We start from the raw sequence: 14,306 nt of genomic DNA on the forward strand, positions 1-14,306 counted from the left end.
AGCCAGAGCCAGAGCCAGAGCCAGAGCCAGAGCCAGAGCCAGAGCCAGAGCCAGAGCCAGAGCCAGAGCCAGAGCCAGAGCCAGAGCCAGAGCCAGAGCCAGAGCCAGAGCCAGAGCCAGCGCCAGCGCCAGCGCCAGCGCCAGAGCGCCCCGCCGTCGCCGCCTCGGTCGACGTCGAAGAGGACAGCGTCGCCGCGCCCGACCCCGAGCTCGCGACCCTGTTCCTGGAGGACGCGCGCGAGCTGCTCGACAAGCTCGACGCCGAGTTCCAGGCCTGGCAGCTCGCGCCCCAGCAGCTCGAGCCGCTCGACGGCATCAACCGCATCCTCCATACCCTCAAGGGCAGCGCCCGGCTCACCGGGCTGACGGTGATCGGTGACCTCAGTCACGCTCTCGAGACCCGGCTCAAGGCGATCCACGACGATCAGCGCGCGATCACCGACACCACCCTGGAGCTGGCGCAGCGCGCCGTCGACGCCCTCGCCAATCAGGTCGAGGCGCTCGAGCGCGGCGCCCCGGTGCCGCGTCTCTCGGCGCTGGTGGCGGCGCTCGACGGGGTCGAGGAGCAACCGAGTGGCGCCGGCGGGACCCCGACGCCGGTCGCCGAGCTGCACCCGCTCACCTCCGAGGTCCCGGCTCAGCTGGCTCAGCCGACACCGGCGACGCCGGCGCCGAGCGTGCCGGAGACCGCCGCGGCGCAGATCCGGGTGCGCGCCGACCTGCTCAACCAGCTCGTCGACGACGCCAGCGAGATCAGCATCTATCGCGCCCGTCTCAGTCAGCGCAACGCCCAGTTCGGCTTCAGCCTCGGCGAGCTGGAGCAGACGTTGAGCCGGCTGCGCGGCCAGCTGCGCGCCCTCGAACTGGAGACCCAGCGTCAGCTGCGCGGCCGCGGCGAGGAGACGGAGACCGATGAGGGTGGCGAGCAGGGCTTCGACCGGCTCGAGTTCGATCGTTTCTCGAACCTGCACCAGCTCTCCGGGAGCCTCGCCGAGACCCTCGACGATCTGGGCAGCGTCAAGGAGTTGCTCGGCGGCTATCAGCGCGAGGTCGCCGATCTGCTGACCCAGCAGGCGCGGCTCGCCGACGACCTCCAGCACGGCCTGTTGCGCACCCGGCTGGTGCCCTTCGTGCAAGTGGTGCCGCGGCTGCACCGACTGGTGCGCCAGACCGCCGAGAGCCTGGGCAAGTCGGCGCGACTGGAGGTGATCGGTCCCGAGGTGGCGCTCGATCGCGCGGTGCTCGACCGGCTGGTGGCGCCGCTCGAGCACCTGCTGCGCAACGCCGTCGATCACGGTCTGGAGACCCCCGAGGCGCGCCTCGCGGCGGGCAAGCCGGAGACCGGCGCGCTGGTGCTGGCGCTGCGTCGCGAGGGCAACGATGCGCTGATCAGCCTGAGCGACGACGGCAAGGGGATGGATCTGGATGCGATCCGCGCCAAGGCGATCGCCCGCGAGATGCTCTCGCCCGAGGCCGAGATCCCCGACGAGGCGCTGCTGCAGTTCGTCCTCGAACCCGGCTTCACCACCCGCAGCGAGGTCACCCAGATCTCCGGGCGCGGGGTCGGGCTCGATGTCGTCGCCTCCGAGATCAAGGCCGCCAACGGCGGCATCGATCTCACCTCGCGCCGCGGTCAGGGGGCGACCTTCACCATCCGTCTGCCGTTGACCCTGGCGATGATCGAGGCCTTCCTGGTCAAGGTCGGCGAGAACGTCTACGCGGTGCCGCACAGCAGCGTCGAGGCGGTGGCGCGCATCGATCGCGAGCAGCTCGTCGCGATCCACGCCGGCGCCCAACGTCGCTTCAGTCATCTCGGCCAGGACTATCAGGTGGTCTATCTCGGCGGCGTGCTCGATCCGCACCAGGAGCCCGAGCTCGGCGAGCAGCGCCGCTTGCCGCTGCTGCTGGCACGGGTCGGCGAGCAGCGCGTGGCGCTGCAGGTCGACAGCCTGATCGAGAGCCAGCGCATCCTGGTCAAGCCGCTCGGTCCGCAGCTGGCCGATGTGCGCTGGCTGAGCGGCGGCACCGTGCTGCCCGACGGTCGGGTGGCGCTGATCCTCGATGCCCTGGCGCTGCTGCGCTCCAAGGCGCTGCAGGAGTACCGCCCGGCCCGCGGCGCCGACACCCGCGGCGAGAGTCCGGTGTGCGTGATGGTGGTCGACGACTCGCTGACGGTGCGCCGCGTCACCAGCCGCCTGCTGCGACGTGAGGGCATGGAGGTGATCACCGCCAAGGACGGGGTCGAGGCGCTGACCCTGCTCGATGCGCGGATGCCCGACCTGCTGCTGCTCGATATCGAGATGCCGCGGATGGACGGCTTCGAGCTGACCCGCCACATCCGTCGCTCCGAGCGACTGCGCGCGCTGCCGATCATCATGATCACCTCGCGCACCGGCGAGAAGCACCGCAAGCACGCCCTCGATCTCGGTGTCGACCGCTATCTCGGCAAGCCCTATCAGGAATCGCAGCTGCTCGGCGAGATCGCCTCGGTGCTCACGGGGGCTGCGTCATGATCCCGCGACAGGGAGGCGCCGATCACGGCGAGGTGCGGGTGATGTTGCTGCCCACCCAGGGGCGCGATCTGCTGGTGCCGGCGAGCGCGGTGGCCGAGATCGTCTCGGCAGACGCGGTGCAGCCGCTCCCCGATACGCCCGAGTGGCTGCTCGGTGAGCTGCAGTGGCGTGGTCGGCGGGTGCCGGCGGTGGCCTTTGCGCCACCGCCCGAGGGGCAGGGGCGAGGGCGGGCGCATGCGCGGGTGGTGGTCTGCTTCATGCCCGCGGGGAACCCGGCGCTGCCCTTCGTCGCGCTCTACAGTCGCGGCATGCCGCGGCTCGAGCGGGCGGCGCCGGACAACCTGATCACGGAGCAGGACCCGCACCCCTTCGCCCTGTCGGCGCTCGCGCTCGGCGAGCGTCACGCCTGGCTGCCCGATTTCGCCGCGCTCGAGCGCGCCCTGCTCGCCGCCCAGGCGTCGGACTGACTCGTCCCGGCGGCGCGAGCGGCACTTGAACCGTGTCTCCCGGTCCGCTGTCGCCGTCACTCGACATGCCCATCCTCGACCCTCAGGAGTTCGTCATATGTCCGTCGATCCACCCCGGCTCGAGCAGATGCTCGGGGCACTCGTCTCGACCGCGTCGGTGAGCTGTGTCGACCCCGCCCTCGATCAGAGCAATCGCCCGCTGGTGGCACTGCTCGCCGAGTGGACGGAGCGGGCCGGTTTCCGCGTCGAGGTGCTCGATGTGCCGGGGCATCCCGGCAAGGTCAATCTGGTGGCGACCCTGGGCGCGGGGACGGACGGGCTGGTGCTCGCCGGACATACCGATACCGTCCCCTTCGACGCGTCGCGCTGGAGCCACGATCCGCTGCGCCTGACTGAGGTCGACGGGCGTTACTACGGGCTCGGCATCGCTGACATGAAGGCCTTCTTCGCGCTCGTCCTGGAGGCCGCACGCGGGCTGGACGGCGCCGATCTGCGCGCGCCGCTGACGCTGCTCGCTACCGCCGACGAGGAGTCGGCGATGAACGGGGCGCGGGCGCTGGTCGCCGCCGGGCGCAGGCTCGGTCGTCACGCGCTGATCGGCGAGCCCACCGGGCTGCGTCCGGTGCGGTTGCACAAGGGGGTGATGAACGAGTCGCTGCGGTTGATCGGGCGCAGTGGTCACGCCAGTGATCCGGCGCTCGGCAACAGTGCGCTGGAAGGCATGCACGAGGTGATCGGGGCGCTGCTGGCCTGGCGCGAGGAGCTGCGTCAGGGGCATCATCACCCGGCCTTCGCGATCCCCACGCCGACGCTGAACCTCGGCCATATCCACGGCGGCGACAACCCCAACCGGATCTGTGGCGAGTGCGAGCTGCTGATCGATCTGCGGCTGTTGCCGGGGATGTCAGCCGAGGCGGTGCGCGCCGCGCTCGCCGAGCGGGTCGCCGGGGTCGGTCGGCGCCGCGGGTTGGAGTGGACGGTCGCGCCCCTGTTCGAGGCTATCCCGCCGGCCGAGACCGCCGCCGAGGCGGCCATCGTGCGGGCCTGCGAGCGGCTCACCGGGCACCCGGCCGAGGCGGTCAACTTCGGCACCGAGGCGCCCTTCCTCAATCAGCTGGGGATGGACACCGTGGTGCTGGGTCCGGGCGACATCGCCCAGGCCCATCAGCCCGACGAGTTCCTCGCGCTCGAGCGCATCCCGCCGACCCTGACGCTGCTGCGCGGGTTGATCCGCGAGTTCTGTCTGAACTGAGTCCGCGGCGTGCGCCGCGTCACCCCGCGCCGTCGGCGCGGGGTGGGTGCGCTCAGTCGGCGAGGCGCTGGCGGGCGCGGGCGATGGCCGCGCGTACCTGGTTCGGCGCGGTGCCGCCGAGGTGGTCGCGTGCGGCGACCGAGCCGTCGAGGGTGAGCACCGCGTAGACGTCGTCGGTGATCGCCTCGGAGAACTGCTGCAGCGACTCCAGCGGCAGCTCGGCGAGGTCGCGACCCTCGCGCACGCCGAGGGCGACGGCCTTGCCGACGATCTCGTGGGCGTCGCGGAAGGGGATGCCCTTGCGCACCAGATAGTCGGCGAGGTCGGTGGCGGTGCTGAAGCCCTGGCGCGCGGCCTCGCGCATGCGCTCGTGGTTGCAGCTGACATGGGCCATCATGTCGGCGTACACCTTGAGCGAGCCCTTGAGGTTGTCGACGGTGTCGAACAGCGGCTCCTTGTCCTCCTGGTTGTCCTTGTTGTAGGCCAGGGGTTGGGCCTTCATCAGGGTCAGCAGGCCGATCAGGTGGCCGAAGATGCGACCGCTCTTGCCGCGTACCAGCTCGGGCACGTCGGGGTTCTTCTTCTGCGGCATGATCGAGGAGCCGGTGCAGAAGCTGTCGGAGAGCTCGACGAAGCCGAACTGTGCCGAGGACCACAGGATCAGCTCCTCGGAGAAGCGCGACAGGTGCATCATCAGGATCGCCGCGTCGGCGCTGAATTCGATGGCGAAGTCGCGATCGGAGACGGCGTCGAGCGAGTTCTCGGCGGGGCGATCGAAGCCGAGCAGCGCGGCGGTGTGGGCGCGATCGATGGGGTAGGTGGTGCCGGCGAGCGCGGCGGCGCCGAGCGGCATCACGTTGAGCCGACGGCGGCAGTCGAGGAGGCGGTCGCGATCGCGCTCGAGCATCTCGAACCAGGCCATCATGTGATGACCGAAGGTGATCGGCTGGGCGACCTGGAGGTGGGTGAAGCCGGGCAGCACGGTGTCGGCCTCGCGCTCGGCGAGATCGAGCAGCGCGTGCTGCAGGCGACGGATCTCGCCGGCGATGGTGTCGATCTCCTCGCGCAGCCACAGGCGCACGTCGGTGGCCACCTGATCGTTGCGCGAGCGCCCGGTGTGGAGCTTCTTGCCGGCGTCGCCGATCGCCTGGGTGAGCGCCGACTCGATGTTCATGTGGACGTCCTCGAGCGGGATCGACCACTCGAACTCGCCGGCCTCGATGCGCGCGCGCACCTGCTCGAGCCCGTCGACGATGGCGTCGCGCTCGGCCTCGGTGAGGATGCCCTGGCGGGCGAGCATGGTGGCGTGGGCGATCGAGCCCTGGATGTCGTAGCGATAGAGGCGGCGGTCGAAGTCGACCGAGGCGGTGAAGGCCTCGACGAAGGCATCGGTGGGGGCGTTGAAGCGTCCGGCCCAGGGTTTGGCGGATTGGTTGGTGTCGTGCATGCTCAAGTGATCCGGGGGGTTGAGAATCCATTGATTCTACACGTTGTCCGGCGCCTGCTGGCAGGTGCCCCCCGGCGCTGGTGCGGGATGGGGCGGTGTGGTACACACGATCGACTTGAGCCGGGCCCGGCAACGGCCCATCCTTGAGGGGCGTGACGGCGGTCCCGCCGGGGCCTCGTGCACAGGGAAGGGGCGAGGAGTGGGGTTGAGAGCCTCGCTCTGAAGACCCATTGGAATGCGAATGCGCAGGGTGTGAGCCACCCTGCGTCGCGGGGGGCACTGTTCCTCTCCCGTGAACGCTGTAATCCATCCATGGATAGGGGTGAGTCAGCATGAAGATCCTGGTCGTCGATCATGAAACCTCGGCACGCGAGCGGCTGCGTCAGCTGCTCGCCGAGACCGAGGGAGACCACGAAGTGGCCGGAGAGGCCTGTAACGGGCTCGAGGCGATCGAGCGCTGTCGTCGCCAACCCATCGATCTGGTCCTGCTCGATCTGCAGATCCCCGGGCTTGACGGCCTGCAGACGGCGGCACGGCTGGCCACCCTGGAGCGTCCGCCACGGGTGGTGTTGATGACCCCCGGCGAGCGCGTCCGTGGTGGCGAGTTGCTGGCTCCGCCGGCGGTGCTCGAACGGCTCGACAAGCCGGTCGAGGGCGAGCGGCTGGAGGCGGTGCTGCGGCGCAGTCAGGGGCTGGCCTGGGGGCGTCAGGCGGCCAACCGCCCCTCCTGGCCGGGCCGGGGCGAGGAGCGGCGCAGCGAGATCAGCGCGCCCTATCGCGGCAGTGTGGTGCGGGTGGCGGTGCGTGATGTCGTCTATCTGCAGGCCGAGCACAAGTACGTCACCGTCTACCATCCCGAGGGCCAGTTGCTGGTCGACGAATCATTGCGCTCCTTCGAGCGCGAGTTCCCCGAGCTGTTTCTGCGTATCCATCGCAATGCGCTGGTCGCGCGCAGTCGGCTGGAGGGGCTGGAGAAGCGTCCCGACGGCTCGACCGTGGCGCGGCTGCAGGGGCGTCCCGAGCGGTTGACGGTGAGCCGTCGCCATCTCGCCCAGATCCGTCGCTGGTTGCGCGCCGGGCCGTGATCGCGGACGCCCCTGCGGGGTGCGTGCGGGCTTGGGATCCGCAGCGTCGCCCCCAGGGCTCCAATCATGTCCAACCTGACCGAAACCCTCGCACTGATCGCCGCGCTCGGTATCGCCGTGCAGTGGGTCGGCTGGCGCGCGCGGGTGCCGACCATCGTGTTGCTGCTCGGTTGCGGCCTGCTGGCCGGGCCGGTGCTGGGGGTGATCCGACCGAGCGAGTCGCTGGGCCCGGCCTATCCGGCACTGATCGAGCTCGGGGTGGCGGCGATCCTGTTCGAGGGCGGGCTCAGCCTGCGCTGGCACGAGCTGCGCCAGACCGCCGCCGGGGTGTGGCGTCTGGCCACCCTCGGGGTGGCGCTCAGTCTCGGCTTGGGGACCCTGGCCGCGCATCTGCTCGGCGGGTTGTCGTGGCCGGTGGCGCTGGTGTTCGCCGCCATCGCCGTGGTCACCGGGCCGACGGTGATCCTGCCGCTGTTGCGTCAGGCGCGGCTGCGGCGTCGCCCGGCCTCGCTGCTGAAGTGGGAGGGCATCGTCAACGACCCGATCGGCGCGCTGCTCGCGGTGGTGCTGTTCGAGGCGATGGTCTCGCCCGGGTCGCCGGAACTCGGTCATACCCTTGCCGAGCTGCTGCTGGGGCTGATCGGTGCGGCGGCCTTCGGTGCCGCGGCGGGCTGGTCGCTGGGTCGGCTCTATCTCGCCGGTCAGGTGCCGGAGTATCTCAAGGGCGCGCTGGCGCTCGGGGTCGCGCTCGGGGTGTTCGCGCTGGCCAACCTGGTCTTCGTCGAGTCCGGGCTGGTGGCGGCGACGGTGATGGGCGTGGTGCTCGGCAACATGGGGCTGCCGAGCATCGAGGAGGTGCGCCGCTTCAAGGAATCGGTGGCGGTGTTGCTGGTCTCGGGCATCTTTCTGCTGCTCTCGGCCGATCTCGACCCCGAGATCCTGCTCGCGCTCGACTGGCGCAGCGCCCTGCTGATCGTGGCCATGGTGCTGGTGGTCAGGCCGTTGGCGGTGCTGCTCGCTACCCTCGGCTCCGGGCTGGAGTGGCGCGAGCGGGTGCTGCTCGGCTGGATCGCGCCGCGCGGGATCGTCGCCGCGGCGGTCGCCGGGGTGCTGGGGCCGGGGCTGGTGGCGCGCGGCTTTGCCGATGGCGCCTTGCTGCTGCCGTTGGTGTTCACGCTGATCCTGGTCACCGTGGTGGCGCACGGCTTCTCGCTCGGCTGGCTGGCGCGGCGCCTGGGGCTGAGCGCAGCGGCCCGCGAGGGGCTGCTGATCTGCGGCGCCAGTCCCTGGAGCTGCGCCCTCGCCGAGACCCTGCACGCCCAGCAGGTGCCGGTGCGACTCGCCGATCGCTCCTGGCATCGGCTGCGCGCGGCGCGCCAGGCCGGGGTGCCGGTCTATTACGGCGAGCTGCTCTCCGAGCACGCCGAGGGCGAGCTGGAGCTGACCGACTTCGGCAGCTTGCTGGCGATCAGCGGCAACGACGCCTATGACTCGCTGATCTGCGCCCAGTATGCGCCGGCCTTCGAGCGGCGCCGGGTCTATCAGTTCCCGGTCGAGTCCGGGCACGCGCAGCGTCGTCCCGGCGCCGGATCACGCGGTCGGCCCTTCCTCTCCGAAGGGCTGCAGTTCGAGGACCTGCAGCGTGAGTGGTATCGCGGCTGGACCTTCCAGGTCACCCGTCTCGGTGAGGGGTTCGACCTCGATGCATTGCGCCGCAGCCTGCCCGAGGGTGCACGCCTGGTGTTGTTGATCGATGCCGCCGAGGGGGTGCGTCTGGCTGCCGCCGACGCCCCCTTCAGGGCGGCCCCGGGACAGCGGGTACTGTGGTTCGGCCCCAAGGGTGAGCGGGGCGGGGGAGGTGACGAGCGGGGGTGAAGTGCTTGCATCTAATTGAATTCTCGTGCTAGGATCCCGCTTCTTTATGTACTCAAACGCTCGACGACTTCGTAGAGATCTTCGCCATGTCCAAGGTATGCCAGGTAACCGGTAAGCGTCCCATTACCGGCAACAATGTCTCGCACGCTCACAACAAGACCAAGCGTCGCTTCCTGCCGAATCTGCACGTTCACCGCTTCTGGGTGGAGAACGAGAACCGCTGGGTGCGTCTGCGGGTCTCTGCCAAGGGCATGCGGATCATCGACAAGAAGGGCATCGACACCGTGCTCGGCGATATCCGCGCACGTGGCGAGCGCGTCTAACCGGAGAATCCACCATGGCCAAGGCAGCACGCGAAAAGATCCGTCTCAACTCGAGCGCAGGGACCGGTCACTTCTACACCACGACCAAGAACAAGCGCAATCAGCCCGGCAAGATGGAGATCAAGAAGTTCGATCCCGTCGTTCGCCAGCACGTGATGTACAAGGAAGGCAAGATCAAGTAAGTCCGCCTATGCGGCATGATCTGCCCCTGCAGTCGACCGAGCGCAGGTCGCGATCTCGGTGCCACGCGCCCGAGCATCGATGAAAGCCCGCATATCGCGGGCTTTTTTCGTGTCGGTCTCTCGGTCATCCTGGATCGTCGATGAGATAGGCATGTTCCGCCGGGGTACCGCTCAACGCTGAGTCCGGCCCCGGACGCCATCCGAGCCAGCGTTCGATCTCCTCGGCCAGCGCCAGGTCCAGGTCGGTGACCCCGCCGGCCGAATGAGTGCTGAGCCGGATCCCGACATGATCGTAGCCGAGTTCCAGCTCGGGGTGATGCCAGGCGAGCTCGGCGAGATGGGCGATGGCGTTGGCCGCGAGCAGCGTCGCCCGCCAGCCGCCGGTGCGATAGTCGCGCCTCAGTGCGCCGTCCTGATGGCGCCAGTGTGGCAGCGCCTCGTTCAGCCGTCGGGTGATATCGGGTGATGACAGTGGTCGTGGGGTCGCCATGGTCGTCGTTCCTCCGCAGGTCTGCGGGCGCGGCTGCGTCCCGCCTCGTCGCTTCGACAGTGAGGGTGGGGCGCGGTATCGCCAAGTCTGCCGGCGGTCGTCTGTCACGAGAACCGATCACCGATGCCTGATCGTCACCCGGCGGGTCCGCTGACCCGCGAGCTCCACTATGTCGAGGACTGCGCGGCGCGTTTCGCGCCGCTGCTGCGCCGCCGCTGGCCGGTGTGGCTCGACAGCGGGCGACCCTTCACCGACCAGGGACGCTACGACATCCTCAGCGCCGATCCACGCCTGGTGCTGGTGACGCGCGGGTGCGAGACCACGCTGATCGAGGCCGACGGTGCCCGGCGTCGCTCCGGCGCCGATCCCTTCGGCCTGCTCGCCGAGGCCCTCGGTCCATCACGCCCCTGCCCCGACGGGCTGCCCTTCGCCGGTGGCGCCATCGGCTTCTTCGGCTACGACCTCGGGCGCCGTCTGCACCGGCTGCCCGAGCGGGTGCGCGAGCCGGGTGCGCCGCCCGACCTCGCCGTCGGGCTCTATGACTGGGGCCTGGTGGTCGATCATCACGAGCGGCGCGCTCGGCTGTTCGCCCCGACCGAGGATGAACTCGAGCGTCGCGCGCGCCTGCTCGAGACGGCGGCGCCGCGGTTGCCGCCCTATCGCACCCACGGAGCGGTGCGCCCCGACTGGTCGCACGCCACCTATGTCGAGGCGATCGCGCGCATCCACGCCTATCTGCACGCCGGCGACTGTTATCAGGTCAATCTCGCCCAACGCTTCTCGGTGTCTGCCAGCGGTCATCCCTGGCACGCCTATCGATTGCTGCGTGAACTCAATGCCGCGCCCTTCTCGGCCTATCTGCAGGGACCGGACTGGCAGGTGCTGAGCTCCTCGCCCGAGCGCTTCCTCGAGGTGCGCGACGGGCAGGTCGAGACCAAGCCGATCAAGGGGACCCGGCCGCGCCACCCCGATCCGGCGCGCGACCGTGCCCTGGCCGAGACGCTGCGGCTCAGCCCCAAGGACCGCGCCGAGAACCTGATGATCGTCGACCTGCTGCGCAACGACCTGGGACGGGTGTGCGACTACGGCAGCGTGCGTGTGCCGGCGCTGTTCGCGATCGAGCACTATGCGCGGGTGCATCATCTGGTGAGCACGGTCAGCGGGCGGCTCGCGCCCGGACGCTCCGCCGTCGAGCTGTTGCGCGCGGCCTTCCCCGGCGGCTCGATCACCGGCGCCCCCAAGCGCCGGGCGATGGCGGTGATCGACGAGCTCGAGCCGGCGCCGCGCGGCCCTTATTGCGGTGCCATCGGCTATCTCGGCCATGACGGCGCGATGGATACCAACATCGCCATCCGGACGCTGGTGCATGCCGCGGGCCAGACGCGATTGTGGGCCGGTGGCGGCATCGTCGTCGATTCCGAGGCCGAGGCCGAGTATCGCGAGACCTTCGACAAGGCCGCCCCGCTGCTCGAATTGCTCGAACGGTTGCGTGATCGCAGGGCCTGAATGACGTCGGCCATGGGTGGATGTTGCGCCGGGCTGTTCTATGATCGATCCCCGGCGGGGCGCAACCCCGCTCATCATCGAACCCAGCACGAGGCGCGCACCGATGTCCGACCGACCCGATACCCAGGCCGTGAAGTCCTATCTGCTGACCCTGCAGGATCGTATCTGCGAGGCCTTGCGCGACACCGACGGTGGTGCCGACTTCCGTGAGGATCTGTGGGAGCGCCCCGGCGGCGGTGGTGGCCGTACCCGGGTGATGCAGGACGGGATGCTGTTCGAGCAGGGCGGGATCAACTTCTCGCACGTGCGCGGCGAGGCCCTGCCGGCGGCGGCGAGCGCCTCGCGCCCGGAGCTGGCCGGACGCAGTTACGAGGCGATGGGGGTCTCGCTGGTGGTCCATCCGCAGAACCCCTATGTGCCCTCATCGCACCTCAATGTCCGTTTCTTCCTCGCCGAGCATCCCGAGGACGATCCGGTGTGGTGGTTCGGCGGCGGCTTCGACCTCACCCCCTATTACGGCTTCGAGGAGGACGCGGTGCACTGGCACCGCAATGCCCGGGACGCCTGCGCGCCCTTCGGCGAGGAGCTCTATCCGCGCTACAAGCGCTGGTGCGATGACTATTTCTTCCTTCCGCACCGCAACGAGCCGCGCGGTATCGGCGGGATCTTCTTCGACGACTTCGACCAGGACGGCTTCGACAACAGCTTCGCCTTCATGCGCAGCGTCGGCGATCACTATCTCAGCGGCTATCTGCCGATCGTCGAGCGGCGCTGGGCGCATGTCTACGGCGAGCGCGAGCGCGATTTCCAGTGTTATCGACGGGGGCGCTACGTCGAGTTCAACCTGGTGTGCGACCGCGGCACCCTGTTCGGGTTGCAGTCGGGCGGACGCACCGAGTCGATCCTGGTCTCGCTCCCGCCGGCGGTGAGCTGGCGCTACGACTTCACCCCCGAGCCCGGCAGCCCCGAGGCCGAGCTCCACGAGCGCTTCCTCGCGCCGCGCGACTGGTTGACCGAGACCGCTTGATTCGTGGTCTTGCCGCCGTCGCGACTGGAGCCGCGACGGCGGCTGAGCTATGTTATCCGGCTGAAGCGCCGGGATGGGCCCGGGCGCCCAGGATTCGTCCCCCGAGGTTTGATGTCGATGTCTCCCCTTGATACTTCGCGTGCCGCCTTCCCCGTCACCCGCATGCGCCGGATGCGTCGCGACGACTTCTCGCGCCGGATGATGCGCGAGACCACCCTGACCCCGGACGACCTGATCTATCCGGTGTTCGTGCTGGAGGGCAAGGGTGAGCGCGAGGCGGTCGAGTCGATGCCCGGAGTCGAGCGTCTGAGCATCGACCTGCTGGTCGAGGAGGCGCGCGAGGTCCACCGTCTGGGCATCCCGGCGATGGCGCTGTTCCCGGTCACCCCGGACTCGGCCAAGTCGCTCGACGCGCGCGAGGCCTACAACCCCGACGGTCTGGCGCAGCGCGCGGTGCGCGCGCTCAAGGACGCGGTGCCCGAGCTCGGCATCATGACCGACGTCGCCCTCGACCCCTTCACCACCCACGGTCAGGACGGCCTGATCGACGACCAGGGCTACGTGATGAACGAGCCCACCGTCGAGGTGCTGGTGCGTCAGGCCGTCTCCCATGCCGAGGCCGGCGCCGACATCGTCGCCCCCTCCGACATGATGGACGGGCGCATCGGCTCGGTGCGTGCCGCGCTCGAGCAGGACGGTCACATCCACACCCGCATCATGGCCTACTCGGCGAAGTACGCCTCGAGCTACTACGGCCCCTTCCGTGACGCCGTCGGCTCCTCGGCCAACCTCGGCGCGGGCAACAAGTACACCTACCAGATGGACCCGGCCAACACCGACGAGGCGCTGCACGAGGTCGGTCTCGATCTCGCCGAGGGTGCCGACATGGTGATGGTCAAGCCCGGCATGCCCTATCTCGACATCGTGCGTCGGGTGAAGGACCAGTTCGGTGCCCCGACCTTCGTCTATCACGTCAGCGGCGAGTACGCGATGCTCAAGGCCGCGAGCATGAACGGCTGGCTCGACGAGCGCGCGGTGGTGCTCGAGGCGATGGTGTCGATGAAGCGCGCCGGTGGTGACGGTATCCTCACCTACTACTCCAAGGACATCGCCCGCTGGCTGGGGGCCTGATCCCCTGATGTCCCCGGGCGCGCGGCACCGCTTCGCGCGCTCCGGCTCCCGGGCGCTCGCGCTGCGCGAGCGCCCTCGATCGACAGTTTCCTGACCCGCGCCGGGCCTCCGGGGCGGGTCTTTGCGAATGCGCCTCACCGCGCCGGACAGGTCGCCCCGAGATGCTCCATCGTTACGCCGTCATCGGCAATCCGATCGAACACAGTCAGTCGCCGACGATCCACGCCGCCTTCGCCCAGCAGTGCGGGGAGGCGATCGACTATGGCCGGATCCTCGGTGATCGGCACGACTTCGCCGGCGATGTCCAACGCTTCTTCGCCCAGGGCGGGCTCGGCCTGAACGTCACCCTGCCGTTCAAGGAGCAGGCCTGGGCGCTGGTCGAGGAGCGCAGCGAGCGCGCCGAGGTCGCCGGCGCGGTCAACACCCTGATCGCGCTCGCCGACGGCCGGTTGCGCGGCGACAACACCGACGGCATCGGGCTGGTGCGCGATCTCGCCGACAACCACGGCTTCGTCTTCGCCGGCACCCGGGTGCTGCTGCTCGGCGCCGGCGGCGCGGCGCGCGGCGCGCTGGTGCCGTTGCTCGAGAGCGGGCTGCGCGAGCTGGTGATCGCCAACCGTACCCCGGAGCGCGCCCATACCCTGGCAGCGCTGGGCTCGGGCGCGGTGCCGGTCTCCGGCTGCGGCTTCGAGGCGCTGGCCGGCGAGCGCTTCGACCTGGTGATCAACGCCACCTCGAGCGGGCTCTCGGACACGGTGCCGCCGATCCCCGCCGATCTGCTCGCCCCCGGCGGCTGGACCTACGACATGCTCTACGGCGCGGCGCCGACCGCCTTCTGTCGCTGGGGACGGGCACACGGCGTGGCGCACAGTCTCGACGGCCTGGGCATGCTGGTCGAGCAGGCCGCCGAGTCCTTCCGGCTGTGGCGCGGGGTGCGTCCGCGCACCGCCGAGGTCATCGCCATGCTGCGCGCCGCCGACTGAGCGCGCCGATCCCTCATCACGCTGG

General features: G+C 69.8%; 13 protein-coding genes. 11 read left to right on the forward strand and 2 right to left on the reverse strand.

What is annotated here, in order from left to right; genetic code table 11:
• From EBL84_RS12855 to argE, 3 genes are all read left to right on the forward strand, one after another.
• A partial coding sequence (locus EBL84_RS12855; protein WP_148040299.1) for a response regulator occupies nucleotides 1–2,513 on the forward strand: 2,513 nt, incomplete at its 5' end.
• Nucleotides 2,510–2,980 carry a chemotaxis protein CheW gene (locus EBL84_RS12860; RefSeq protein WP_062274163.1) on the forward strand — a complete coding sequence of 157 codons (471 nt, stop codon included), beginning with the start codon at nucleotides 2,510–2,512 and terminating at the stop codon, nucleotides 2,978–2,980. The genes EBL84_RS12855 and EBL84_RS12860, both read left to right, overlap by 4 nt.
• 97 nt (nucleotides 2,981–3,077) lie before the next feature.
• Entirely contained in the window at nucleotides 3,078–4,232 is a 1,155-nt protein-coding gene (gene argE, locus EBL84_RS12865) for an acetylornithine deacetylase (protein ID WP_123141185.1), read from the forward strand.
• Between the two features lie 52 nt (nucleotides 4,233–4,284).
• Here the strand turns inward: argE and argH are convergent, their stop codons facing one another.
• The gene (gene argH / locus EBL84_RS12870; RefSeq protein ID WP_123141186.1) at nucleotides 4,285–5,679 is read right to left on the reverse strand and encodes an argininosuccinate lyase; all 1,395 of its coding nucleotides are present in this window, start codon (nucleotides 5,677–5,679) and stop codon (nucleotides 4,285–4,287) included.
• A 332-nt stretch (nucleotides 5,680–6,011) separates the two neighbouring features.
• Here argH and EBL84_RS12875 point away from each other — a divergent pair, with 332 nt between their 5' ends.
• The 4 genes from EBL84_RS12875 (at nucleotide 6,012) to rpmG (ending at nucleotide 9,144) form a co-directional block, all read left to right on the forward strand.
• Nucleotides 6,012–6,764 (forward strand): LytTR family DNA-binding domain-containing protein, encoded by a 753-nt coding sequence (locus EBL84_RS12875; RefSeq protein WP_123141187.1) that lies wholly within the window; start codon nucleotides 6,012–6,014, stop codon nucleotides 6,762–6,764.
• Nucleotides 6,765–6,830: 66 nt separating this feature from the next.
• Complete coding sequence (locus tag EBL84_RS12880) at nucleotides 6,831–8,639, forward strand: sodium:proton antiporter (RefSeq protein WP_123141188.1); 1,809 nt, start codon at nucleotides 6,831–6,833, stop codon at nucleotides 8,637–8,639.
• Nucleotides 8,640–8,725: 86 nt separating this feature from the next.
• A complete protein-coding gene (gene rpmB / locus EBL84_RS12885) occupies nucleotides 8,726–8,962 on the forward strand; it encodes a 50S ribosomal protein L28 (protein WP_005222976.1) in 237 nt (78 codons plus the stop codon).
• 14 nt (nucleotides 8,963–8,976) lie between these two features.
• Nucleotides 8,977–9,144, forward strand: a complete 168-nt coding sequence (gene rpmG, locus EBL84_RS12890; protein ID WP_005222974.1) for a 50S ribosomal protein L33 — start codon at nucleotides 8,977–8,979, stop codon at nucleotides 9,142–9,144.
• 124 nt (nucleotides 9,145–9,268) lie between these two features.
• Here the strand turns inward: rpmG and EBL84_RS12895 are convergent, their stop codons facing one another.
• Nucleotides 9,269–9,634: a 4a-hydroxytetrahydrobiopterin dehydratase gene (locus tag EBL84_RS12895; RefSeq protein ID WP_123141189.1), complete on the reverse strand. Its 366-nt coding sequence runs from the start codon at nucleotides 9,632–9,634 to the stop codon at nucleotides 9,269–9,271.
• 123 nt (nucleotides 9,635–9,757) lie between these two features.
• On the opposite strand from EBL84_RS12895, the gene pabB reads away from it, so the two are divergent.
• The 4 genes from pabB to aroE all read left to right on the forward strand — a co-directional run bounded on the left by pabB (nucleotide 9,758) and on the right by aroE (nucleotide 14,281).
• Nucleotides 9,758–11,140: an aminodeoxychorismate synthase component I gene (gene pabB / locus EBL84_RS12900; RefSeq protein ID WP_123141190.1), complete on the forward strand. Its 1,383-nt coding sequence runs from the start codon at nucleotides 9,758–9,760 to the stop codon at nucleotides 11,138–11,140.
• A gap of 103 nt (nucleotides 11,141–11,243) precedes the next feature.
• Nucleotides 11,244–12,167, forward strand: a complete 924-nt coding sequence (gene hemF, locus EBL84_RS12905; RefSeq protein ID WP_123141222.1) for an oxygen-dependent coproporphyrinogen oxidase — start codon at nucleotides 11,244–11,246, stop codon at nucleotides 12,165–12,167.
• Nucleotides 12,168–12,284: 117 nt separating this feature from the next.
• Entirely contained in the window at nucleotides 12,285–13,298 is a 1,014-nt protein-coding gene (gene hemB, locus EBL84_RS12910) for a porphobilinogen synthase (protein ID WP_123141223.1), read from the forward strand.
• A 161-nt stretch (nucleotides 13,299–13,459) separates the two neighbouring features.
• Nucleotides 13,460–14,281 carry a shikimate dehydrogenase gene (aroE, locus tag EBL84_RS12915; RefSeq protein ID WP_123141191.1) on the forward strand — a complete coding sequence of 274 codons (822 nt, stop codon included), beginning with the start codon at nucleotides 13,460–13,462 and terminating at the stop codon, nucleotides 14,279–14,281.
• The last annotated feature ends 25 nt before the right edge of the window (nucleotides 14,282–14,306 follow it).

The sequence above is a fragment of the Marichromatium sp. AB31 genome, assembly GCF_003718685.1.
GTDB classification, from domain to species: Bacteria; Pseudomonadota; Gammaproteobacteria; order Chromatiales; family Chromatiaceae; genus Marichromatium; species Marichromatium gracile.